This window comes from Nocardioides panzhihuensis (genome assembly GCF_013408335.1).
Classification (GTDB): Bacteria; Actinomycetota; Actinomycetes; order Propionibacteriales; family Nocardioidaceae; genus Nocardioides; species Nocardioides panzhihuensis.
This window is the reverse complement of the sequence record NZ_JACBZR010000001.1, coordinates 4,859,597-4,881,849: the sequence shown is the minus strand read 5'-3', so window position 1 is coordinate 4,881,849 and position 22,253 is coordinate 4,859,597. Positions and strand designations below refer to the sequence as shown.

Below are 22,253 nucleotides of genomic sequence, written 5' to 3'. Positions count from 1 at the left end.
TGTGGGGTTTCACGGAAGGTGGAGGGTGACGGCGGCGGGGTCGGCCGAGCCCGACTCCGAATCGCCGCGGGCGGCTCGGGCGACGCAGAGGCACAGAGATGCGTACGCCTCCTTCTGCTGTTGACTCAGGAAGACGTCGCGGTGGTCGATCCGGCCGCTGACGTCGAGGACCTTGACCTGGCAGATCCCGCACTCGCCCTTGCGGCAGTCCCACATCACCTCGACTCCGGCGTCCTCGAGCGCGTCGAGCATGGAGCTGTCCCGGCTCACGTGGACCGAGCGGTCGAGCTGGGGGAGATGCACGACGAAGTCCTCCGCCGCCCAGGCTCCGCTGCTGCCGAAGGTCTCGAACCGGAGGTTGGGCTCGGGCAGGTCATGGGCGGCCCAGGCGCGACGGATCGCGTCCATGAGCCGGATCGGGCCGCACATGTACATCTCCGTCCGCGTCGCCGCCGGGGATCCGGCGACCTCGCCGACCAGCGACTCCACGTCGAGGCGTACGTCCTCGTCGTCGACGAACACCCGGACCCGGTCGCCGTGGGTGTCGACGAGGTGGTCGAGGTAGGCCATCACGCGTCGGCTGCGGCCGGCCAGGACGAGCGTGTAGTCGGCGCCGCGGCGGCGCAGGGTTTCGGCCATCGCGACCAGCGCCGTGATGCCGATGCCACCGGCGACCAGGACGTAGCGGTCGGCGCCGACCCCGAGCGGGAAGCTCTGGACCGGACCGGTCATCTCGACGACGTCACCGACCTCGAGGCCGTGCATGTGGCGGGAGCCACCGCGAGACGTCGGGGCGAGCTGGACACCGAGGGTGAGCCGGCGGCCACCGTCCTCGGAGCGGACGACCGAGTAGGACCGCTTGCGGGCATGCCCGTCGAGGTCGAGCCGGAGGTCGACATGGGTGCCGGGCGCGGCGTGGACGGGTCGGTCGGGACAGAGCACGATGCGGCGTACGCCTTCGGCGAGCTCGTCGCACTCGGCCACGCGGCCCTTCTGCCACCAGGTCTGGGTGTTGACGGCCATCCTCGCCGCCCTACTTCGCCGCCGCGGCGGGGAGACCCTCCGCCTGCAGCATGCGGTCCAGGATCCGGCGTACCCACATCCCGCCGGCGTCGATGTTGAGGCTGTAGAACTCGTGGTCCGGGTTCGCGTCGATCGCCTGCTGCTGCGCGGCCAGCATCTCCTCGTCCTCGCCGAAGACGCCGTGGACGCCCTGGCGCAGCTGGGTGGTGATGGTCTGGCTGTCCAGTCGGTAGTTGCGCATGAAGGCCCAGAAGTAGTGCGAGGTGCGCGCGGTCTCCGGAGTGATCGTGTTCATCACGAAGCCGTTCACGCCCTGGCTGCGATCGCCCTCGGGGGCGCCGGTGCCGGCCTTGGCGACGCCGACGTCGATGCGGATCGTCGAGGGGGCCTCGAAGTGGATGATCTGCCAGCGGTCGACCTTGCCGTCGAAGCCGGGGAACCTGTCGCGCATGTTCTTCAGCCAGAACGGAGGCGCATCGATGTCGCGCATCCAGCGGGTCACGGTGACGTGGCGGTCGTCGTGGCTCACCTCGAACTCGGCCTCGGAGAGCTCGTCCTGACCGATGCTCGAGCTGTGCACGAACTCCTCGTGGGTGAGGTCCATCAGGTTGTCGAGCAGCAGCTGGTAGTTGCACGGTGCGTAGATCGTCTCGCCGTCGCCGGCCCACTCCGGGGAGTCCATCTGCTGCATGTCGGGCACGGTGTCGGGGTCGGCGAGGTCGGGGTCGCCCACCCAGACCCAGACGTAGCGGTAGCGCTCGACCACCGGGTAGGACGGGACGATCGCGCTCGGGTTGATCGTCTCCTGGGCGGGCATGCCCGTGCAGCGGCCGGCGGAGTTGTAGCGCAGGCCGTGGTAGGGGCACTGGATCTCGTCGCCGAGCACCTTGCCCTTCGACAGCGGCGCCAGCCGGTGCCAGCAGGCGTCGGCGAGCGCGACCGCGCGGCCGTCGCTGTTGCGCCACAGGGCCAGCGGGCGGTCGGCGACGGTGCGGGCGAGCGGCTGCTTCGCGGTCACCTCGTGGTCCCACGCCGCGACGTACCAGGCGTTGCGGGGGAAGTTGAAGATCTTGCTCGCGGCGGTGACCGGAGGGGAATCCAGTGTGGTCATTTGGGGAACTCCCTATGGAGATAGGTGTAGTGCTCGCCACAAACTACCTATCTCTATAGTTAGTGGCAAGAGGCAGGTACGCTCGCGCCACGGTCACCACGTCGAGAGGGGTCACGATGTCGCTGAGATTCGCGCTGCTCGCGCTGCTCACCTCACGCCCGATGACCGGCTACGACGTCTCCAAGCAGTTCAGCCAGTCGGTGGCCCACGTGTGGCACGCGCCGGACTCGCAGATCTATCCCGAGCTGAACCGGATGGAGCGTGACGGCCTGCTCGAGTCCGCGGTCGTGCCGTGGGGCAAGAAGGGCACGAAGAAGGAGTACGCCGTCACCGAGGCCGGGGTGAAGGCCTTCCGGGAGTGGATGGACGCGCCGATCGAGATCCGTCGGCAGCGGGAGCCGGCCTACCTCAAGGCGGCCTACCTGGAGTGGGCCGAGCCCGGGGCGGCGCGTGCCGAGCTGGAGCAGTTCCGCGACCACTGGACCGAGCACCTGGCGATGCTCGAGGCCACCCGCGCCACGCTGGTCGACCGCAGCCACCCCACGCTGGCCCGGCGCCTGGAGCACTACGACGCGAGCGAGTGGGACCGGATCGTGCGCTACAAGATCTTCGCCTACGACGGTCTCATCGAGCAGGCCCGCACCGCGATCGCCTGGGCCGAGCGTGGGCTCGTGCTCGTCGACGAGCTGGAGGGCTCTCCGGTCGACTGAGTCACGCCACTGCCGGGGGATCTCGCATCGCCGCCCCCGGCGCCGGCGACCTGCGCTTGGACCAGATCACCAGCAACCTCAAACCGCCGCGTGCCTGATCAGCGACCACCCTCTCGACGGCGAGCGGGGCGGGGGAGCGGTGATGACCCAGCTGAGCACCCCGAGCGCCCCAGGCACGCCGAGCCGGCCGACGCTGCAGAAGCTGCCCGCCGCCCATCTGGCCCGGCTGCCGATCTCGGACCACACCCGACGCAGCTGTGGCCAGGCCGTGACCGGGTTCGTCGACTGGCTGCCCTTCCGGCTCAAGCACGACTACGACCAGGTGGTGACCGACCCAATCGCGGCCACCCACACCGTACGCGACTACCGCCGCCACCTGCTCACCCGGCGCCGCCTCAAGCCGAAGACCGTCGACGCGGCGATGACCGGCATCGCGAACCTCTACCTCTGGTTCGGGATGCCGCGACCCGACGTACGCTCCGCGGCCCCGAGCCGGCGGAACGCGCCACAGTCGCTCGCCGAGGACCAGGTCCGCGACGTGCTGCGCGCGGCCGAGCGCCGCGGCGTGCGCGATCACGCCCTGGTCAACCTGCTCCACGCCTCTGGGTGAGGATCTCCGAGGCCGTCGAGCTCGACGTCGGTGACGTCCCCTTCACCGAGCGAAAAGGCATCGTCCGCGTCCGCCTAGGCAAGGGCGAGAAGCCCCGCGACATCCCGCTCCCCGGCCCGTCCTCGGCGCTGCGGGCGCTCGCGGCCTGGCGTGCCCACCGCCGCGACCAGCTCGGCATGCCCGACGACGCTGGCCCGCTGTTCGTCACCCGCGGCGAGCGCCTTGCCGAACGCTCCATCCGCGACGTCGTGACCAGCCACAACGACGTCAACAGCACCGTGGTCTACACCGGCCCCCGCGCCGATCACCTCGCATCGGCGATCGACGGGGTCATACGAAGGTTGAGGGAGCCGTCGCCGGGGTGACCAAGCGTTACGTAGAGCTCGAGCGTGTCGTCGCTGGTCGTCAGGCGTACTCCTGGCGGTAGGGCTGGGTGAGCAGCCGCGATAGAAACCAGGGATCTTGGTCCCAACACTTAGGGGTCACGTGTGGTTAGGTTTTCGTAAGTTGCGTAACTTGGGTTCCGTAAGTTTCGCAAATAGCCTAGCCTCTACTTCCACGAGTAAGTACGAGAGAACGTGCGAGAGAGGGTTCTCGTCTAGTTCTTTTAACTCGCTTCCCAGTTAAGTCAGAGGTGAACAAGATGACCGTTGCGCATCAGAGCGCCCTCCCGAACGAGGAGCTCGCCGAGCAGAGCGCCGAGGTTCTCAGCTTCCTCGAGGCCCACGAGTCACGACACGGGAAGAAGCCGGAGCCGACCTACTTCCTGTGCGGTGCCGACGAGCACGAGCGAGTCGAGTTGACCGAGGGCATCTATGAGATGGTCAAAAGCCTCCTTAGCGCGCTGGCTGATCGGAAGTCGGTTCAGATCCTTGCGCTCGACCAAGAGCTCACCACCCAGCAGGCAGCCGAGCTCCTCGGCCTAAGCCGGCCCACCGTGGTCAAGCTCATCAAGTCCGGCGAGATCCCGGCGCACGTTCCTGGAGTGAACCGCCGCAAGCTGCGGCTAGCCGACGTTCTGGCCTACAAGGACCTGCTCTACAAGCAGCGCAACGAGTTCATTGCTGAGTCGTCGGCCGCCTATGAGGGCGATGAGGACCTGGTCGACGTCGACGATCTCCTCAACGAGGCGCGTAAGAACCGCTAAAGCCCGGTCGAGTGTCGGAGGCGTCTGTGACACTCGACCGGTGTTCCGCGCTGTCCTTGATACCTGTGTGCTCATCCCCAGCATGCAGCGCAACTTCTTGCTCCAGTTGGCTACCGAGGGCGCCTACTCGCCGCTGTGGGGGAGCGGCATCATCACCGAGCTCGACTACGTCCTGGAGCGTATCGACCTCAAGAAGGGCCGCGACCCCGAAGAAAGCGCGAAGCACCGCCAGCACCTGCTCGAGCAGATGACGCGTTACTTTCCGGGTTCGACGATCGAAGCCCCGAAGAAGCGCGAGTACCCGTACGACATCAACGACCTCGATGACGGGCACGTCGTCCATGCGGCGATCATCGGCAAGGCCGACGTCATCGTGACCAGTGATCAGCGGGCCGGGATGGAGACGTCGTTGGTGCTGGCTGAAGCCTCCGTCGACGTCCTGTCTGCCCATGAGTTCGCCGCGAACACGGTCGACGCCCACCCCGACGCCGGCTTCAGGGCCGTTCTGGCGATCTCCAAGCGGTTGAAGAACCCGCCACGCTCTCCAGTTGAACTGCTCGAGTTGCTCGAGGTCAAGTGCGCCATGTCCGAGGTCGCCGAGATCCTCGCGCCGCGGTTCGTGGACTGAGACTCGAGCGGTTGGCGACTAAGGCGTCTTCTCCGTGCTGGCCGCTCTTGACCTCGATGCAGGCTGCGAAGTTTGCGCCGCACTCCTGGCCGACGTCGGGTTGCCTGCTGGCCGGGTGACAGGGATCGCGACATCCGTCACCGATCGGTAATACCTCGCAGGCGGGTCTCTGTCGGTGGTCGCGGGCACAATGCGACGGCATGGGTAGGCGTGCGTCGCTGGCAGTGCTGGTCGTCCTGCTGGCGGTCGCCGGCTCGGCGGCGGCGCTGTGGCTGCCCGATGACGCGCCGGAGGACGTGCCGGAGACACGACGTACGCCGCCGGCTGTGACCGCGGAGCCTTCGCCGGCGCCCGCCGGCGCACGGGTGGTGCGCCGTGACCTCGCCGCGCTGGAGACCGTCGCTAGACGCCCTGGCGGGCTGGTCGCGTACGCACGCTCGTCGTTCGGTGGCGGCTGGGCGGACAGCGACGGCAACGGATGCAACCAGCGCGACGACGTGCTCCTTCGCGATGCCGTCGAGGTGCGGACCCGGCCGCAGGGGAGGTGTGGCCACGACGTGCTCGCCGGGACCTGGGTCGACCCCTACACCGGCAGACGCCTGACCTTCACCGACCTGAAGGAGCCCGGCCAGGCCCAGGCGATCCAGATCGACCACGTCGTGCCGCTCGCGGAGGCGTGGCGGTCGGGCGCGAGCGCGTGGCCTGAGGACCGGCGTCGCGCGTTCTCGAACGATCTGGGCAACCTGCTCGCTGTCGACGGCCCGACCAACATGAGCAAGGGCGACGACGACCCGGCGGGCTGGCGTCCGCGGAAGGGGTTCCAGTGTGCGTACGCCACCCGCTGGATCGAGACCAAGGCGCGGTGGTCGCTCGCGGTCGACGACAGCGAGCGGCGGGCGCTCGAGGAGATGCTCGCCTACTGCTGAGGAGGGTGGGACGCTCAGACCGCGCGGCGGTAGATGGCCATCGCGCGGTCGTAGGCCTCCCAGGCACGCCAGGACTCCAGCGCCCGCTCGCCCTGGGGCTTGAGGCCGCCGACCTTGTGATAGGACTCGCCGCTGGCGTACTGCGACTCCCGGCCCGTCACCAGGGACAGCAGCATCGGGAGCACGCTCCCGTCGGTGACCGTGATCGTGCCGACCTGGAAGGTCTGCCGCACCCACTCGGCCCGCTGGTCGGAGCCCAGGACGAGCACGACGGGGAGCTGCGCCGCCCGGGCGATCGCGTCCAGGATCGGACCGAGCCCGTCCGGGACCCAGCGTTCGTCGGCCGGTGGCGTCGGGGCTTTGGGGATGCTCATGGTGGAGTACGCGGGGACCTGGCCGGTCGTCGGGCCGGCGATCCCCTCCGCGACCTTCGGGGCCGGATCGGGCGCGATCGCCGTAGCGACCTCCGCGGCGACGGTCACGGTGATCTTCTCGGCGACCTTCTCAGCGACCTTCTCGGGGACTTTCTCAGCGACTTTCACAGCCTTACGACGGGGCCTGACCGAGGGGATCTTCGCGGTGAAGTTGAAGCTGCCGGTGCGCGTGGGATCGACATGACGGCCGGGGGTCGGTTCGGGCGCGCGGCCGAGGGCCGGCGCCGGTGCCGTGGCGGTGGTGACCAGCTCGGCCGCGTGCTTCCCGTGCGGACGGATCGAGCCGTCCGCGGCGAACTCGAACAGCCCCACCCGGACCTTGTCGGCCCAATCGACCGCGTCGGTGGTGTAGCCGGCTCGGCTGAACAGCACGACCGTCCGGGCGTCGTAGGCGTAGCCCGCGCCGCGGGCCGCGCAGACGCCGCGCGCCTCGGTCGGAGTGCGGGTGAGCATCACCTGTGCGACGACGACGTTGTCGGGACGGCCGCCGATGATGTCGACGTCCGCGGCCGCGGTGCTGCCCGAGGGCGCGGCGTCGGGCCAGCCGAGGGAATGCAGATGCTCCGCGGCGTACTTCTCGGCCTCTTCACCCGTTCTGGGCTGCCTCGAGGGTGCCAACGTCGGTCCTTTCTCGATCCTCCACTCGGGCCTCCCTGCCCGATCGAGACTGGGGAGGATGATAGGCCCGACCCATGGGCTCTGTCCGGCGGGGTGGCGAATCAGCCTCGATGTTCGCTCCTGGCTGATCGGCCAGCGGATGTCGGTGCTCGGCGCTAGCGTGATCTGCATGAGGCGCCCGCACGAGAACGTCGCTACGGTCCTGGTGGATCCGCGCGTTCTCGGCGACATCGAGATCGAGCTGATGTCGCTCGACATGCCGCTGTGGCGGGTGTGTGCGGCGCCGATCGTGAAGGATGGCCAGCGACTCGCGTTCCAGGTCCGCCACCGGCTGCTGATGTCGAAGCGGGGCGAGTGGGACTGTGCCAAGGAGTGGGTCCCGGTCTGGATCGGCTTCGGCTCGACCTGGGCTTTCCCTGGTGAGGCCATCCCGTGGCCGGCGCACAAGGCGTTGTGGACGCTCCTGGAGGGTTACGCCGACCACGTCCGCTACAACAAGCGGCTCGGCGGGATCCCTAGGATCCCGCGGCTACGAGAGGCTTGTTAGGGCGCCGCTCTATCTGCTTCCAGGTCGGGTCGATCGCGGGGAACATCGTGACCACGAAGTAGGCGATCCCGCAGGCCACCAGGGCCGTGGTCAGTCCGAACGCGGAGACCAGGCTGCCACCGAGCAGGCCTCCGAGCGGCATCAGACCCCAGGCGAACGCAGAGATCAGCGACATCACCCGGCCGAGCACGTGCGCGGGGATCCGCTCGAACTGGAGCGCTCCGAGGATCGGGTTGATGAACCCGCTGGCGGTCCCGCCGATCGCGAAGACCACGAACACGACCCACAACGGCGCCCCGAAGGCGAGCACCAGGAACCGCGGGATCCCGGCGATGAGGAAGCAGGCCAGGTACGTCGGGTAGCGGCGCATCCGGTTGCCGATGGCCGCCGCCACCGCCGATCCCACCGCGGAGAAACCGGAGAAGGTGGCGAACAGCAGGCCGATCGTCTCGGGGCCGGCGTGCTCCCGGCCCCATACGGGCATCAGCACGCTGCTCCAGGCGAGGTCGATCAGGTTGGTGAGCGCGACCATGAATGCGATCCCCATGAGGACCCGGTCCCGGCGAAGGAAGTGCCAGCCCTCGGCCAGCTGGGCCCGATAGGGGATGGCGGTGGTCCGTTCCGCCCGCTCCTCGGATCCCGTGTGTCGAGCACGGGTGAGTCCGGCCGTCGTCGCGGCGAGCACCAGCGCGGCGAGTGCGAACGAGGCGGCGTCGATCACGATCGCGTCGGTCGCACCGACCAGGCCGATCAGCAGGCCCGCCGCGGCGGCGCCGAGCATCGAGGCGGTGCGCTCGACGAACGAGTGGAGCCCGGTCACCCGCTCTGTCGGCACGCCGGCTGCCTCGACGAGCTGCGGGATCATCGACGACTTCGCGGCGTCACCAGGGCCGCGCAGTGTGCCGGCGAGCGCGACGAGGAGCAGCAGGATCGGGAAGTGCAGCAGGTCTGCTGCGTACAGAAGGGGAATGAGGCCGATCACGACGGCCGAGCCGAGGTCGCAGGAGATCGCGACGCGGCGTGGGCCGATGCGGTCGATGACCGGGCCGCCGAAGATCTTGCTGAGCACCAGCGGTGTCAGCTCGAAGAGCGCGATCAGGCCGGCCTTGGTGGGACTGCCGGTCGTCTCGAGCACGAACCAAGGCAGTGCCAGCATCGAGATGCGGGTGCCGACCAGCGAGATGGTCTCGGCGGCGAGCCAGCCGTAGAGGGGGAGCTTCATGATCTATCTCTCCTGATCGGCTCCGAGGTGACCCGGCAGCGGGAAGACATGGAACTGGAACATCACGGCCTCGCCGTCGGGGTCGTCCTCGAGGTCGTCGATCAGCGTGTTGACCTGCTCCTCGACCTGGGATGCCTGGCTCGGGGTCAGGCGCACGACGCGGTCGTTGAGGCCGAAGGCCTCCCGCCACTCCTTGGGGAGCAGGGCCCGTTCCTCGATCGCCTCCTGGAGGCGCTGGGCATAGATCGTGACGACGGTCTGCAGGTAGGCGTCCAGAGTCTCGCGACCCTCGGGAGTGTCCGGCACGTCCCCGTCGCCGGTGACGGTCGCCTGGTGAGCGGCCTTCCACCACCTCTCCCGGGCGTTGCCACGGCTCTCGTCGTCCTCGATGAACCCGTGTTGGGCGAGCTGCCGGAGGTGGTAGGACGTCGCACCGGTGTTGATGCCGAGCCGGGTGGCCAACGTCGTCGCCGTCGCCGGGCCGTCGACGCGGAGGATGCCGAGCATTCGGACGCGCACGGGGTGGGTGAGGGCCTTGAGCTGGTCGACGCCGGGGACGATCTCGCGAGCTGCCATGAAGCGATCCTAAACTGCAAAGGAAGCTTTGCAAATAGATCTGTGTGATCTGGCGGAAACCCAAGTATCCGAGTGAACAAAGTCTTCATAGCGTCGTTACCCTGTCGGAGTGACGACAGATGCCGCGCCGCCCATGCCGACCTCCAGCCCCATGGTGGCGATCGTCGGGGGAGGAGCGAGTGGCACGCTGACTGCGATCAACCTGCTCCGCCGGGGCGCGTCGGTGACGCTGTTCGAGTCGCGGGGCGAGGCCGGGTACGGGGTCGCCTACTCGACCACCGACGGCCGTCATCTCCTCAACGTTCGGGCCAACAACATGTCCGGTTTCCCCGACGATCGTGACGACCTGCTCGACTGGGCGGCAGCGGCAGCGGCCGGCGTCGAGCTCGGGCCGACCGACTTCCTGCCCCGGCGCGACTACTCACGTTACCTGCGCGACCGGCTCGCTCAGGCCGCCGAGGCCGGCCAGGGGACGCTGGAGACCGTTGGTGAGACGGTGATCGACGTCGAGCCGATCGGTCCGGGCTTTCGGATCCTGACCAGCGACGACGATGAGGGTCATGCCGCGGATGCCGTCGTTCTCGCCTACGGCAACCCGCCGCCCCAGCCGCTGGCCGGCCTGCCTGAGGCGTCGTGGAACCTTTCGGACCCGTGGGACGTGGCCCGGATCAGTGCCTTGCCGAAGGATGCGACCGTGCTCGTCGTCGGCACCGGCCTCACCGCCATAGACACGACGGTCACGCTCCTCGACGACTCCCCGGCCCGCCGGGTGATCATGGTCAGCCGCCACGGCCTGGTCCCGAGTCCCCACGTCGACGACCAGTTCACCTCCTGGGTGACCCCGGTCCCCGACGGCCCGCTGACCGCCGACGGCATCGCCGCGCTCGTACGCGAGCAGATCGAGCACGCGACCGGTCTCGGCGTCGACTGGCGTGCTGTCATCGACGGCCTCCGCGGCCCGACCCAGTCGATCTGGCGCCGCCTGCCGGAGCTGGAGCGCCGGCGCTTCCGTGAGCTCTACGCCCGCGAGTGGGAGGTACGCCGCCACCGGATGGCCCCGCGCATCGCAGCCTTCCTGAGGGCCTACCAGGCCGAGGGACGTCTGGAGATCCTCGGCGGCGGGGTGCTCGGCTGCGGGACGGACACCGCCGGGCGGCCGGTCGTCTCCCTGGCCGACGGCGACCACATGGTGACCGCGGTGATCAACTGCACCGGCCCGTCACCCGACATCACCCGCACCGACAACCCTCTCCTGCTGGCGCTCCAGAAGCGTGGCCTGATCGCCCCCGACCCTCTCCGCCTCGGCATCGACGTCACCGAGGACGGCCACGTCATCGGGGCAGGCGGTCGCGTCGTACCGAATCTTCTGACCGTCGGCCCGCCCTGCAAGGGCGCGCTCTACGAGGCCACCGCCATCCCCGAGATCCGGGTCCAGGCCGCCGCCGTAGCCGCCCACCTGACCTCCGAGTAGTCACTCGCGTCGGCCGAGACGTCACCCCCGTCGCGCGAGGCGTCACCCCCGTCGCGCGAGACGTCACTCCCGTCGGTCGAGACGTCACTCCCGTCGCTCGAATGGGCATTGGGTTGCCAACTCGGCCGACCTAAGTGACGTCTCGGCCGACGGGGGTGACGCTTCGGCTGGGGTCGGTCAGCCGAGGTTGAGCTGGCGGTCCGTACGCGTGAAGGTCTCGGCGGCGAGCTCGGGGTCGGCGCTCAGCTCGGGGCCGGTGGCCGGGATCATCGTCTTGAGCTGGGGCTGCCAGGCGTCCCAGCGGGCGGGGAAGCAGCGGCGCAGGACGTTGACCATGATCCCCGGCGCGGTCGAGGCGCCGGGGGAGGCGCCGAGTAGGCCGGCGATGGTGCCGTCCTCGGCGGTGATGACCTCGGTGCCGAACTGGAGCACCCCGTCGGGGCGGATGACCTGAACCCGCTGGCCTGCGATGATCCGGTCCCAGTCCTTGCGGTCGGCGGCGGGGAAGAAGTCCTGCAGGTCGTCGAACTTCTTGCTCGGTGAGCGCAGCAACTCCTTGACCAGGTAGACGGTCAGGTCCATGTTGGTCAGCCCGGCGCGCAGCATCGGCGCCAGGTTGTGGGGACGGACCGAGAGGAACAGGTCGGTGAGCGACCCGGTCTTGAGGAAGCGCGGGCTCCACCCGGCGTACGGACCGAACATCAGGTGGGTCTTGCCCGCGACGTGGCGGGTGTCGAGGTGGGGCACCGACATCGGCGGGGCGCCGACCGCCGCCTTGCCGTAGGCCTTGGCGCGGTGCTGGGCGACGAGCTCGGGCTTGGAGGTGCGCAGGAACTCACCGGAGACCGGGAAGCCGCCGAAGCCGCGGATCTCCGGGATCGAGGCCTTCTGCAGCAGCGGCAGGGCGTAGCCGCCCGCGCCGACGAAGACGAACCGCGAGCGCAGGTGGTACTTCCCGGACTCGTTGCGGCCGTAGATGTGCCAGAAGCCGTCCATGGTCTGGTGGAGGTCGGTGACCTCGGAGCCGGTCTCGAGGTCGGCGCCCTTGTCCACCAGGGTGCGGGTCAGGATCGAGGTGAGCGAGCCGAAGTCGACGTCGGTCCCGGCGTTGGTCCAGGTGGCCGCGACGGGCTCCTCGGCGAGCGACTTGGCCGAGCGGCCCTCGAGCAGCAGCGGGGCCCAGCCCCGGATGACCTCGGGGTCGGTGGAGAACTCCATCCCGGGGAAGAGCGCGTGGTCCTTGAGCGCCTCGTAGCGCTTGCGCAGGTATTCGACGTTGTCCGCGCCCCACACGAAGGACATGTGCGGGACGGTGTGGATGAACTTGTCCGGGTCAGGGATGCGGCCGCTCTCGACCAGGAAGGACCACAGCTGCCGGGAGAGCTGGAACTGCTCGTTGACGGCGACGGCCTTGGAGATGTCGACCGAGCCATCGGGCTGCTGCGGGCTGTAGTTGAGCTCGCACAGCGCAGAGTGACCGGTGCCGGCGTTGTTCCACGGGCCGGACGACTCCTCGGCGAGCGAGTCGAGCCGCTCGATCATCTTGATGGACCAGCTGGGCTCCAGCTCCTGGAGGAGCACGCCCAGGGTGGCGCTCATGATGCCGCCGCCGATCAGCACTACGTCAAGAGGTTCGTCCACAGGTCTTTTGTCTCGCTTTTGGGGCCGCAATGGTTAATCGGGGTCCTTAGATCGGTCTAACTTGTGGGCAACTTCACTGCCGGACCCGATCGTGATCAGGTCTTTCATTGTGGCGCACCGCACATGTCGGGGGTGGATCAGGGTGGAGTTACGCTCGGTCGGTGCCTCGCCTCTCTGACTCCCACCGCGCCTGGATCGACGAAGCCGTACGCCGCGTCGAGGCCGACGCTCAACGCTCGGCCGACACCCACCTGCACGCGGTCCCGCTGCCGGTTCGCGACGGTGCGAGCGGCGGGGTCGACCTCTATCTGAAGGACGAGTCCGTCCATCCCACGGGCTCGTTGAAGCACCGCCTGGCCAGGTCGCTGTTCCTGTACGCGATCTGCAACGGCTGGCTCCATGAGGGCTCGACGGTCGTGGAGGCCTCCTCGGGATCCACCGCGGTCTCCGAGGCCTACTTCGCCGGCCTGCTAGGACTGCCGTTCGTCGCGGTGATGCCACGCTCGACCTCGGCGGAGAAGGTGCGCCTGATCGAGTGGCACGGCGGGCGCTGCCACTTCGTCGACAAGGCCCCGGACATGTACGCGGAGGCCGAGCGCCTGGCCCGCGAGTGCGACGGCCACTACATGGACCAGTTCACCTACGCCGAGCGGGCCACCGACTGGCGCGGCAACAACAACATCGCCGAGTCCATCTTCGACCAGATGTCGCAGGAGCGGCACCCGGTGCCGGCTTGGATCGTCGTCTCGGCAGGCACCGGCGGCACCTCAGCGACCATCGGCCGCTACCTCCACTACCGGCGTCACGCGACCAGGCTGATGGTCGCCGACCCGGAGAACTCCGCCTTCTACGGCGGCTGGGAGACGGACACCTCCGACTACGCCACCGGGATGCCGTCGCGGATCGAGGGGATCGGGCGGCCCCGGGTCGAGCCGTCCTTCGTCGGCGGTGTCGTCGACGACATGGTCCAGGTCCCCGACGCGGCGTCGATCGCGACGATGCGCTGGCTCTCGGCCCGGATGGGCCGTTCGGTCGGCCCCTCGACGGGCACCAATGTGTGGGCATCGCTGGGGGTAGTACGCGGGATGGTCGACGCCGGCGAGGAAGGCAGCGTCGTCTCGCTGCTGTGCGACTCCGGGGAGCGCTATCGCTCGTCCTACTACGACGACGCGTGGGTGGCCGAGAAGGGCATCGATCTGGCGCCGTATGCCGCCGCGCTCGCCGACTACGAGCGCACCGGTGTCCTCGTCGACCCGTCCTGACGCGCCCACATCCTCAGTCCGAGCGTGATCAACGCCCAGATCCCCGCCACGAGCAGGATCTCGTTGAGGATGTAGACCGGCCACGGACCCAGCAGGTCGAGCATCGAGGCCGACTCCGGCTTGTAGCGCAGATAGCCGTAGTTGGCGTCGAGGACGAGATTGAGGACGTACGCCGCCGCGGCCCACAACGCCGTGGTCGCGACCACCCAGCCGTAGTCCCGCCAGCGCGGGAGCAGCTTGAGCCCGAAGATCAGGTAGACGGCGGCGAGCACGATCATCAGGTGCAGGCCCCAGAAGGTGAAGTAGCTGACGTCTGGGAGGTCCTGCACGTCCGGCGTGAACACGCCTTGAGTGGTCAGTGTCAGGCCCCAGAAGCAGGTCAGTGCGGTCGGGTAGGGATGGTGGGTCCACAGCGCGACCGCGGCCGCGATCCAGGCCAGGTCGCACAGATGGATCGGCAGATCGATGAAGAGATCGAAGTCGGTGACCCATTCGTGGGCCTGCAGCGGGATGGTCGTGAGCGGGATCGCGAGCGCGAAGCCCCGGGAGAATCTCGACGGTCTCGCTTCGGACCGCTGCCGCCTGCCCAGCCAGACCATGGCCACGATCCCCGCTGTGAGCAGGGACAACGGCACCAGATGGGTCAGACCGTAAGCCTGCATATCGGAATTCTGACGGGATTCTCGAAAAAATTCTTCCCAATCCACGTCATGGGTCTGCAGGTGGCCCGTTTCATCGGCGTGAAGGTCGTCCACCGGTGGGGGGTGGACGACCTCACACACCAAGGGTTCGTGACTGACCCGGGGCCCGAGAATCGGTACAGCTGCGAGCCAGGTGCTGGTGGTCCCTCTGAATGCACGCTGCGGGGGTGGTGTGCAATCAGGGGGACGCCTCGCCTTTCAGGCCCGTCACGGCCGTCGCGTAGAGGTCCTCATCGTGGTGGATCTCCGCGGTGAGCCCCTGCGCCCACATGAGATCGGCGGTCACAGAGGCCTGCTCCTGCCCGGTCTCGATGATGAGTACGCCGCCGGGAGCCAGATGCTTCGGCGCCTGCTCGATCACGCGGCGCTGGATGTCCAGCCCGTCCGCCCCACCGTCGAGAGCCACGTGGTGCTCGTGGTCGCGGGCCTCGGGAGGCATGTTCTGGATCTGGTCGCTCGGGACGTACGGAGCGTTGGCCACGATCACGTCGAAGGCGAGGTCGTGGGGGAGCGGGTCATAGAGGTCGCCGAGGAGCACCCGGCCCCGCGGCAGGTTCTTCCGGGCACACTCGACCGCCGCCGGGTCGATGTCAGTGGCCCAGACCTCGGCGTCCTGGACACGTGCCGCGACGGCGGCACCCAGCGCCCCGGTCCCGCAGCCGAGGTCGAGGACCTTCCGGGCCACGCCCCGCTCGACGCTCCGGTAGGCGAGCTCGACCATCAGGGCCGAGCGCTGTCGGGGCACGAACACCCCTGGCGCCACCCGGATCCGGAGCCCGCAGAACTCGGCCGACCCCAGGATCAGCTCCAGCGGCTCACCGGCGAGGCGGCGTACGACCATCGCTTCTCGCTCCTGCGCCGAGACCGGTTCCCCTTCGAGCAGCGCCGCCTCGTCCTCGGCGAAGACGCAGCCCGCGGCGCGGAGGCGGGCGACGAGCCCCGGATCGGGCGATGTGGAGGTCATTGGAGAAGATTGGCATGTGGACGCCGTGACTCTGATCGGATTTATCGTGGCCGGGTATGCCGCGTTCGTCACGATCGCGGCCGCTCTCGGCGTGGTCCTGAGGGCGCCCCGGCCGAAGTGGCTCGACCAGGTGGCGTGGATGCTCGAGATCCTGGCGATCGTGCTCGCGCTGGGTGCGCTGGCGGGCTGGTCTGCCGGACGCAAGCCGGAGTCGCTGTCGACCTTCCTCGGCTATCTCGGGGCGCTGGTCTGCCTGATGCCCCTGGCGCTGCAGACGATGCGTGAGGACCGCTCGACGTGGTCCTCCGGCGTGATCGCGGCGGCGGCCCTGGCGACCGGGGTCGTGGCCGTACGCGTCATGATGGTCAGGTGAGCACGACCTCGACCGCCAAGACCCGTTCCGGTCCGCACCTGGTGCTGCTTGCCGTCTACGCGATCTTCGCGCTTGCCGCCGGCGCCCGGTCGCTGGTCCAGGTCTTCACCCGGTTCGACGAGGCGCCGGTCGCCTACACGCTCTCGGTGGTCGCTGCGGCGACCTATGTCGCGGGCTGGTTCGCGATCCGCCGAGCGGCCAACGGCTCGGCCGGGTTCGCGAAGGTCATGCTGTGGATCGAGCTGGCCGGGGTCGTCGTCGTCGGAGCGCTCTCGCTGGCGGTGCCGTCCTGGTTCCCGGACGCATCGGTATGGTCGAGGTTCGGGAGCGGATACGGTTTCGTTCCTGCCCTGTTGCCGATCCTGGGTCTGCTGTGGCTCTGGAGAGGTCGACCCGAAGGAGACCGATCAGCCGATGAGTCAGTCGACAGCCACCGCAATCTCGCCTGACTCGGGGGAACACTGGTCGGCTCCGGGCGCGTGGACGGTCGCCGACGGCGTACATCGGATCCCGCTCCCGTTGCCGATGGACGGGCTCAAGGCGGTGAACATCTACGTCCTCGAAGGTGACGACGGGCTCTCGCTCGTCGACGGCGGCTGGGCGATCACCGAGGGACGTTCTGCTCTCTCGGCCGGGTTGAAGAATCTCGGCTTCTTGTTCGGCGACATCCGGCGGTTCCTGGTCACCCATGTGCATCGTGATCACTACACGCTCGCCTCCGTCCTGGGCGCGGAGTTCGGCGCGGACGTGCTCCTCGGCGCCGGTGACCGGCCCACCTTGGAGCTCACCAACGGCGACCCTTCGACAAGCTCAGGACATCGCCTCGACGGCTGGGTCTCGACCGATCGGCTGCTGGCCTACGCGGGTGCCCACGATCTGGCTGCGAAGTGGGCCGCCAATCCGCCGCCAGCGCCCGACCTGTCGCACTGGCGGATGCCCGACCGCTGGCTCGAGGGCGACGTACGCCTCGACGTGGCCGGCCGCGACCTCGATGCCGTGCACACCCCTGGGCACACCCAGGGCCACTACGTCTACGCGGACCTGGCCGGCTCGGTCCTGTTCGCGGGCGACCACGTGCTGCCCACGATCACGCCGTCGATCGGCTTCGAGCCGGTGCCCGTCGTCGACCCCCTCGGCGACTTCATGGCCTCCCTGACCAAGGTCAGGTCCATGCCCGACCTGCGGCTTCTCCCCGCCCACGGTCCGGTCGCCTCGTCTTCCCACACCCGCGTCGACGAGCTCCTGGCCCATCACGAGTCGCGGCTGGCCCAGTCGCTGGCCTCGCTGCGCGCCGGCCGGCGCTCGGCGCTGGAGGTGGCCAACGACCTCGGCTGGACCCGCCACGAGCGTGCCTTCGCCGAGCTCGACTACTTCAACGCCGGCCTCGCGGTCATGGAGACCAAGGCCCACCTCGAGCTCCTCGTGGCGCGTGGTCAGGCGACGCGCGAGGAGACCGAGGCCAGCGTCCTCTTCGCCGCTGTCTGACCTCGTCTCCTCAGGCGGTGTAGCCGCCGTTGGTGTCGAGGACGGCTCCGGTGATGTAGGACGCGGTGGGGGACACGAGAAATCGGATCCCCTCGGCCTGCTCCTCGGGGCGCCCCTGGCGCTGGATCGCCAGGCTGGAGGTCAGAGCTGCCAGCGTTTCCGGGTCGGGGGGTGCCATCCCGGTCTCCATCAGCCCGGCCTGGATCACGTTCGCGGTGATGCCCCGCGGGGCCAAGTCGCGCGCGATGCCGCGGGTGTAGGCGGCGATGCCGGCCTTGGTGGCCGCGTAGTCCGCCAACCCGGGGACCCCGGTGCGAGCGGCGACGCCCGAGCTCACCGTGACGATGCGTCCCCCGTCGCGCAGCACCTTCGTCGCCGCGCGGGTGACGGCGATGACGCCGGTGTAGTTGGTCGCATGCATGCGGTCCCACTCGTCGATGTCGGCGTCAGGTGAGTCGACGGCGACGCCTTGCTCGACGCTGATCGCCGCGTTGTTGACCAGGATGTCGAGCCCGCCGAAGTGCTCGACGACGTTCACGATCAGCCCGGGCGCGGCGCCCGTGTCGGCCTGGTCGTTGTGGAATGCGCGTGCCCGGACACCGAGCGCGGTCAGCTCGTCGACGACCGCTGCTGCCTTCTCCTTCGATGAGACGTAGGTGATCGCGATGTCGGCACCGTCAGCCGCGAGCGCCCGCGCGGTTGCCGCGCCGAGCCCTCGTGAGCCGCCCGTGATCAGTGCGACCTTGTTCTTCAGTGTTGCCACCTGTGACTCCTTCGATGTGTTCTGGACTGGTCGGTCCACCATAAGGGATTCTGGACCATCCGGTCAATCAAGGGTTAGGCTCGAGGACATGGCGAGGCCGAGGACTTTCGACGAGGAACAGGTGCTGCGCGATCTCCGGGACCGGTTCTGGGACGCCGGGTACGCGGCGACGACGCTGCAGGACCTGATGCGCATCAGCGGGCTCGGCAAGGGCAGCCTCTATGGGGCGTACGGGGACAAGCATGCGCTGTTCCTGCGCACCCTGAAGGCCTACAACGCCGAGGGGAAAGAAGGGACGCGCGCCACTTTGGAGAGCGAGCCGCGCGCCATCGACGCGCTGCGGAAGGTGCTGGTGGCACCGGTCGGCCCAGGTGCTGACCGCGGCTGCTTCCTGGCCAACTCCACCTGCGAGCTGGCCACGGAGCATGCCGATGTTCGTGCCGAGGCGAAGCAGACGTACGACGCGCTGGCCGACCTGATCGCCGCCTGCGTCGAGCGGGCGCAGCGCGACGGCGACCTCCTGGCCGACGAGGACGCGGGTGAGCTCGCGCGCACCCTGCTCACCGCGCAGCAGGGCCTGGTCTACATGGGTCGTGCTGGCACCGACCTCGAGACGCTCCGCGCGACCGCGCGCGTCCTGTCGAACCGGCTGCTTCCTATCGCCTGAGCCGCATCGGGGTGTGCGGGATGCCGTCCTCGAGGAACTCCTCGCCGTCCGCGGCGAAACCGAGCTTGGCGTACCAGCCGGCCAGCGGTGACTGAGCGTCCAGGACGATGTCGCGGTCGGTGACAGCCTCGATGGCGGCCCTCATGAGCACGTCGGCCAGGCCCTTGCCGCGGTGGGTGGGGGAGAGGACGACTCGGCCGATGCGCCACACGTCGCCGTCGTCGAGGATGCGGGCGGTCCCGGCGAGCTGGTCGCCGTCGCTCAGGACCACGTGACGCGTCCCGGCTTCGAGGTCGCGGCCGTCCAGGTCGAGGTACGGGCAGTCCTGCTCGACGACGAACACCTGCTGGCGCAGCTGCCACAGGGCGTACGCGGTCTTCGGGGAGAGGTCGTCGAAGGACGAGATGGCGACGTCGGTCATGGGATGGATTGTCGCAAGCAGTAGTGTTGGCGGGAACAGACAGGGGAGGCCGCGAGGCCTGAGAGTGTGGCGACAAGCGCCGCAGACCCTCCGAACCTGCTCCGGTTGATACCGGCGAAGGGAGTCAGAAATGCGCATGCGTACGCCTGCCATCGCTGCCACTGCTATCTCGGCGCTCCTCCTGTCCGCGTGCGGGGGCACGTCCGCCGAGCCCGACGCCAAGCCGTCCAGCGGCTCCGACGACAAGTCGGTCGTGCTGCTGACCCACGACAGCTTCACGCTGCCGAAGGAGGTGCTGGCCGAGTTCACCGAGAAGACCGGCTACACCGCCGAGATCCGGCACGCGGGCGACGGTGGCGAGCTGACCACCAAGATCGCCTTGGACACCGGCAACCCCGACGGCGACGCGGTCTTCGGCGTGGACAACACCTTCGCCAGCCGGGCGATCGACCAGGGAGCGTTGGCGGCCTATACGCCCGAGACCGTCCCGGCCGGGGTCGACGAGTTCAACCTCCCCGGCGACGAGGAGCACTTCCTCACCCCGGTCGACAACGGCAGCGTGTGCGTCAACATCGACACCAAGTGGTTCGCCGCGAAGAAGCTGGCGCCGCCGGAGTCGCTCGATGACCTGGCCGAGCCTGCGTACAAGGATCTCTTCGTGACACCGGGCGCGGCGACGTCGACGCCGGGGATGGCGTTCCTGCTGGCGACCGTCGCCGAGTACGGCGAGGACGGCTGGTCGGACTACTGGGGCAAGCTGATGGACAACGGCGCCAAGGTCGTCGACGGCTGGGACCAGGCCTACTACTCCGACTTCACCCAGGGCGGCGGCAAGGGCACGCGGCCGATCGTCGTGTCGTACGACTCCTCGCCGGCTTTCACCGTCAAGGACGGCAAGACGACGACCGAGGCGCTGCTGGACACCTGCTTCCGGCAGGTCGAGTACGCCGGTGTGCTCAAGGGCGCAGACAACCCCGAGGGCGCTCAGGCGCTGATCGACTTCATGCTCTCCGGCAGCGTGCAGGGGGCGTTGCCGGAGAGCATGTACGTCTTCCCGGTCTCCTCGAGCGTCGAGCTGCCGGCCGACTGGGCGAAGTTCGCCCAGCAGCCGACCTCCCCGCTCTCCGTCGAGCCGGAGGAGATCGAGAAGAACCGTGAAGCGTGGCTGGCGACCTGGAGTGACACGATCGCGAAGTGACTGTGTTGGTCTCGACACGAGTTCGCTCGTTCCTCGCGAGCTCGGCTCGACCAGCGGTGCTGGTCGCGCTCGCCGCCCTCCCGGTGGCGGTGCTGGCGGTCTTCTTCGTCCTGCCGGTCACCGGGATGGTGCAGCGTGGCCTGTTCGCATCGGACTCGTTCGACCCTGCGGTCGCGATCCGGGTGTTGCAGCGCTCGGAGATCCAGCGGGCGCTCTGGTTCACGTTGTGGTCCTCGGGCCTGGCGACGGCGCTGAGTGTGGCGCTGGGGCTGCCGGCCGCCTTCGCCCTCCACCGGCTGAGTTTTCCGCTGCAACGGGTGATCCGGGCGGGGCTGCTGGTGCCCTTCGTGCTGCCCACCGTCGTCGTCGGGGTCGCCTTCCGTGAGCTCATCGGCGAGGCGGGTCTGTTGGCCGGGCTGGGGCTCGACGGCACGCCGACCGCGATCATCCTCGGGCTCGTCTTCTTCAACGCCTCGGTCGTGATCCGGGCGGTTGGGGCGGCATGGGAGTCGCTCGATCCCCGCCCGGGGGAGGCCGCGGCTGCGCTGGGGGCGGGGCCTTCTCGTGTTTTCTGGACGATCACGCTGCCTGCGCTGCGGCCGGCGATCGTCTCCGCGGCTTCGGTGGTCTTCCTCTTCTGCGCGACCGCGTTCGGGATCGTGCTCACCCTCGGCGGCGTGCGCTACAACAGCATCGAGACCGAGATCTACAAGCTCACCTTCACCCTGTTCGACCTTCCTGGTGCCGCGGTGCTGTCGGTGCTCCAGCTCGTCGTCGTCATCGGGCTGCTGGTGGTGGCTGGCCGACTGCGCTCGGTGGCCGACCCCGCGCAGTCGCGGGTCGTCGTACGCCGCCGGCGGGTCTCGCTGCGGGACCTCCCGGTGCTGCTGTCGACGTCGGTGCTCGTCCTGCTGGTCGCCGGGCCGCTGCTGGCGCTGCTGCTCGGGTCGCTGCGGGTCGACGACCGGTGGAGCCTCGCGAACTACGCGGCCCTGCAGACCCCTGGCTTCGACCCGCCGCTGCCGGTGCCGGTCACGACCGCGCTGATGACGTCGCTGACGGTCGCGGTTCAGGCGTCCGTGGTCGCGCTCACGCTCGGGCTGCTGGTGGCGTTCGCGGTGACCCGGCGGTCCCGGACCCGTGCCGAGCGGCGGGTGCGCTCCGTCCTCGACGGGCTCTTCATGGTGCCGCTCGGGGTCAGCGCGGTCACGCTCGGGCTCGGGCTCTACCTGACGCTCGGATCCGGCGCGCTGGACTTCCGCGACGAGCCCTGGCTGGTGCCGCTGGCCCAGGCACTGGTCGCACTGCCCTTGGTCGTACGCACCCTCGTACCGGTTCTGGCGTCGGTCGACGACCGGCTGCGCCAGGCCGCCGCCGGCCTCGGGGCCGGGCCGCTGCGCGCGGTCATGACCGTCGACGTACCTGCCGTCTGGAAGCCGCTCCTCGCCTCCGCGGGCTTCGCGTTCGCGGCTTCGCTGGGGGAGTTCGGCGCGACGTCCTTCCTCGTCCGCGAGGAACGGCCCACCCTCCCGGTCGTCATCCTCCGGCTGCTGTCCCGTCCCGGCTCGGACAACTACGGCATGGCCCTCGCGGCCGCCTGTGTCCTCGCCGCCACCACCGCCGTCGTGATGCTCCTCGTCGAGCGTCTCCGCGTCCCGTCGATCGGAGCACTGTGAACGTACGCCGAGAAGTCACCCGCGTCGGCCGAGGCGTCACTCGCGTCGGCCGAGACGTCACGGCTGTGCCATCTCGGCC

Annotated in this window: 25 protein-coding genes and 1 riboswitch; of the genes, 15 read left to right on the top strand and 10 right to left on the bottom strand. The window is 69.1% G+C overall.

What is annotated here, in order from left to right:
* Nucleotides 1-9 precede the first annotated feature (9 nt).
* Together BJ988_RS23145 and BJ988_RS23140 are read right to left on the bottom strand one after the other, a co-directional pair.
* Nucleotides 10-1,023: a PDR/VanB family oxidoreductase gene (locus BJ988_RS23145; RefSeq protein ID WP_179660223.1), complete on the bottom strand. Its 1,014-nt coding sequence runs from the start codon at nucleotides 1,021-1,023 to the stop codon at nucleotides 10-12.
* A 10-nt stretch (nucleotides 1,024-1,033) separates the two neighbouring features.
* Nucleotides 1,034-2,134: an aromatic ring-hydroxylating dioxygenase subunit alpha gene (locus tag BJ988_RS23140; protein ID WP_179660222.1), complete on the bottom strand. Its 1,101-nt coding sequence runs from the start codon at nucleotides 2,132-2,134 to the stop codon at nucleotides 1,034-1,036.
* Nucleotides 2,135-2,250: 116 nt separating this feature from the next.
* Here BJ988_RS23140 and BJ988_RS23135 point away from each other — a divergent pair, with 116 nt between their 5' ends.
* From BJ988_RS23135 to BJ988_RS23110, 6 genes are all read left to right on the top strand, one after another.
* A complete protein-coding gene (locus BJ988_RS23135; RefSeq protein WP_179660221.1) occupies nucleotides 2,251-2,844 on the top strand; it encodes a PadR family transcriptional regulator in 594 nt (197 codons plus the stop codon).
* A 142-nt stretch (nucleotides 2,845-2,986) separates the two neighbouring features.
* Nucleotides 2,987-3,454, top strand: coding sequence for a hypothetical protein (locus BJ988_RS23130; protein WP_179660220.1), 468 nt, complete (start codon nucleotides 2,987-2,989; stop codon nucleotides 3,452-3,454).
* Entirely contained in the window at nucleotides 3,451-3,819 is a 369-nt protein-coding gene (locus tag BJ988_RS23125; protein ID WP_179660219.1) for a tyrosine-type recombinase/integrase, read from the top strand. The genes BJ988_RS23130 and BJ988_RS23125 overlap by 4 nt, the downstream gene beginning before the upstream one ends.
* A gap of 278 nt (nucleotides 3,820-4,097) precedes the next feature.
* Complete coding sequence (locus BJ988_RS23120; protein WP_179660218.1) at nucleotides 4,098-4,601, top strand: excisionase family DNA-binding protein; 504 nt, start codon at nucleotides 4,098-4,100, stop codon at nucleotides 4,599-4,601.
* Nucleotides 4,602-4,641: 40 nt separating this feature from the next.
* The gene (locus tag BJ988_RS23115; protein WP_179660217.1) at nucleotides 4,642-5,229 is read left to right on the top strand and encodes a PIN domain-containing protein; all 588 of its coding nucleotides are present in this window, start codon (nucleotides 4,642-4,644) and stop codon (nucleotides 5,227-5,229) included.
* A 200-nt stretch (nucleotides 5,230-5,429) separates the two neighbouring features.
* Nucleotides 5,430-6,155 (top strand): HNH endonuclease family protein, encoded by a 726-nt coding sequence (locus tag BJ988_RS23110; protein WP_179660216.1) that lies wholly within the window; start codon nucleotides 5,430-5,432, stop codon nucleotides 6,153-6,155.
* A gap of 14 nt (nucleotides 6,156-6,169) precedes the next feature.
* Here BJ988_RS23110 and BJ988_RS23105 read toward each other — a convergent pair whose 3' ends face one another.
* On the bottom strand, nucleotides 6,170-7,207 hold the full coding sequence (locus BJ988_RS23105; protein WP_179660215.1) for a hypothetical protein: 1,038 nt from the start codon (nucleotides 7,205-7,207) through the stop codon (nucleotides 6,170-6,172).
* A gap of 169 nt (nucleotides 7,208-7,376) precedes the next feature.
* Here BJ988_RS23105 and BJ988_RS23100 point away from each other — a divergent pair, with 169 nt between their 5' ends.
* Nucleotides 7,377-7,754 carry a hypothetical protein gene (locus tag BJ988_RS23100; protein ID WP_246321559.1) on the top strand — a complete coding sequence of 126 codons (378 nt, stop codon included), beginning with the start codon at nucleotides 7,377-7,379 and terminating at the stop codon, nucleotides 7,752-7,754.
* Here the strand turns inward: BJ988_RS23100 and BJ988_RS23095 are convergent.
* On the bottom strand, nucleotides 7,723-8,976 hold the full coding sequence (locus tag BJ988_RS23095) for an MFS transporter (RefSeq protein WP_218861070.1): 1,254 nt from the start codon (nucleotides 8,974-8,976) through the stop codon (nucleotides 7,723-7,725). The two genes, BJ988_RS23100 and BJ988_RS23095, sit on opposite strands and share 32 nt — an antisense overlap.
* A 3-nt stretch (nucleotides 8,977-8,979) precedes the next feature.
* Nucleotides 8,980-9,552, bottom strand: coding sequence for an ArsR/SmtB family transcription factor (locus tag BJ988_RS23090; RefSeq protein WP_179660214.1), 573 nt, complete (start codon nucleotides 9,550-9,552; stop codon nucleotides 8,980-8,982).
* 109 nt (nucleotides 9,553-9,661) lie between these two features.
* Between BJ988_RS23090 and BJ988_RS23085 the strand changes: the two genes are divergently transcribed.
* Nucleotides 9,662-11,023 carry an FAD/NAD(P)-binding protein gene (locus BJ988_RS23085; RefSeq protein WP_343051751.1) on the top strand — a complete coding sequence of 454 codons (1,362 nt, stop codon included), beginning with the start codon at nucleotides 9,662-9,664 and terminating at the stop codon, nucleotides 11,021-11,023.
* A gap of 177 nt (nucleotides 11,024-11,200) precedes the next feature.
* Here BJ988_RS23085 and mqo read toward each other — a convergent pair whose 3' ends face one another.
* Nucleotides 11,201-12,664 carry a malate dehydrogenase (quinone) gene (gene mqo / locus BJ988_RS23080; RefSeq protein ID WP_179660213.1) on the bottom strand — a complete coding sequence of 488 codons (1,464 nt, stop codon included), beginning with the start codon at nucleotides 12,662-12,664 and terminating at the stop codon, nucleotides 11,201-11,203.
* A gap of 161 nt (nucleotides 12,665-12,825) precedes the next feature.
* Here mqo and cds1 point away from each other — a divergent pair, with 161 nt between their 5' ends.
* On the top strand, nucleotides 12,826-13,926 hold the full coding sequence (gene cds1, locus BJ988_RS23075; RefSeq protein ID WP_179660212.1) for an L-cysteine desulfhydrase Cds1: 1,101 nt from the start codon (nucleotides 12,826-12,828) through the stop codon (nucleotides 13,924-13,926).
* Here cds1 and BJ988_RS23070 read toward each other — a convergent pair.
* Nucleotides 13,890-14,588, bottom strand: a complete 699-nt coding sequence (locus tag BJ988_RS23070; protein WP_179660211.1) for a YwaF family protein — start codon at nucleotides 14,586-14,588, stop codon at nucleotides 13,890-13,892. The two genes, cds1 and BJ988_RS23070, sit on opposite strands and share 37 nt — an antisense overlap.
* 217 nt (nucleotides 14,589-14,805) lie before the next feature.
* A complete protein-coding gene (locus tag BJ988_RS23065) occupies nucleotides 14,806-15,591 on the bottom strand; it encodes a putative protein N(5)-glutamine methyltransferase (protein ID WP_179660210.1) in 786 nt (261 codons plus the stop codon).
* Nucleotides 15,592-15,607: 16 nt separating this feature from the next.
* Here BJ988_RS23065 and BJ988_RS23060 point away from each other — a divergent pair, with 16 nt between their 5' ends.
* The 3 genes from BJ988_RS23060 to BJ988_RS23050 are packed head-to-tail and all read left to right on the top strand — an operon-like array spanning nucleotide 15,608 to nucleotide 17,449.
* On the top strand, nucleotides 15,608-15,964 hold the full coding sequence (locus BJ988_RS23060) for a hypothetical protein (protein WP_179660209.1): 357 nt from the start codon (nucleotides 15,608-15,610) through the stop codon (nucleotides 15,962-15,964).
* Complete coding sequence (locus BJ988_RS23055) at nucleotides 15,961-16,413, top strand: hypothetical protein (RefSeq protein ID WP_179660208.1); 453 nt, start codon at nucleotides 15,961-15,963, stop codon at nucleotides 16,411-16,413. Before BJ988_RS23060 ends, BJ988_RS23055 begins: the two co-directional genes overlap by 4 nt.
* The gene (locus BJ988_RS23050) at nucleotides 16,379-17,449 is read left to right on the top strand and encodes an MBL fold metallo-hydrolase (protein ID WP_179660207.1); all 1,071 of its coding nucleotides are present in this window, start codon (nucleotides 16,379-16,381) and stop codon (nucleotides 17,447-17,449) included. Before BJ988_RS23055 ends, BJ988_RS23050 begins: the two co-directional genes overlap by 35 nt.
* Nucleotides 17,450-17,459: 10 nt before the next feature.
* On the opposite strand, the gene BJ988_RS23045 is transcribed toward BJ988_RS23050, so the two are convergent.
* Nucleotides 17,460-18,212, bottom strand: a complete 753-nt coding sequence (locus BJ988_RS23045) for an SDR family NAD(P)-dependent oxidoreductase (protein ID WP_343051750.1) — start codon at nucleotides 18,210-18,212, stop codon at nucleotides 17,460-17,462.
* 88 nt (nucleotides 18,213-18,300) lie between these two features.
* Here BJ988_RS23045 and BJ988_RS23040 point away from each other — a divergent pair, with 88 nt between their 5' ends.
* On the top strand, nucleotides 18,301-18,879 hold the full coding sequence (locus BJ988_RS23040; protein WP_179660205.1) for a TetR/AcrR family transcriptional regulator: 579 nt from the start codon (nucleotides 18,301-18,303) through the stop codon (nucleotides 18,877-18,879).
* Here the strand turns inward: BJ988_RS23040 and BJ988_RS23035 are convergent.
* Nucleotides 18,869-19,300, bottom strand: coding sequence for a GNAT family N-acetyltransferase (locus tag BJ988_RS23035; RefSeq protein WP_179660204.1), 432 nt, complete (start codon nucleotides 19,298-19,300; stop codon nucleotides 18,869-18,871). The genes BJ988_RS23040 and BJ988_RS23035 overlap by 11 nt on opposite strands.
* 31 nt (nucleotides 19,301-19,331) lie before the next feature.
* A riboswitch (TPP riboswitch) is annotated at nucleotides 19,332-19,440 on the top strand.
* Here BJ988_RS23035 and BJ988_RS23030 point away from each other — a divergent pair.
* Together BJ988_RS23030 and BJ988_RS23025 are read left to right on the top strand one after the other, a co-directional pair.
* Nucleotides 19,437-20,498, top strand: coding sequence for a thiamine ABC transporter substrate-binding protein (locus BJ988_RS23030; RefSeq protein ID WP_246321558.1), 1,062 nt, complete (start codon nucleotides 19,437-19,439; stop codon nucleotides 20,496-20,498). (Overlaps the previous riboswitch by 4 nt.)
* The gene (locus tag BJ988_RS23025; protein ID WP_343051749.1) at nucleotides 20,495-22,174 is read left to right on the top strand and encodes an ABC transporter permease; all 1,680 of its coding nucleotides are present in this window, start codon (nucleotides 20,495-20,497) and stop codon (nucleotides 22,172-22,174) included. The genes BJ988_RS23030 and BJ988_RS23025 overlap by 4 nt, the downstream gene beginning before the upstream one ends.
* The last annotated feature ends 79 nt before the right edge of the window (nucleotides 22,175-22,253 follow it).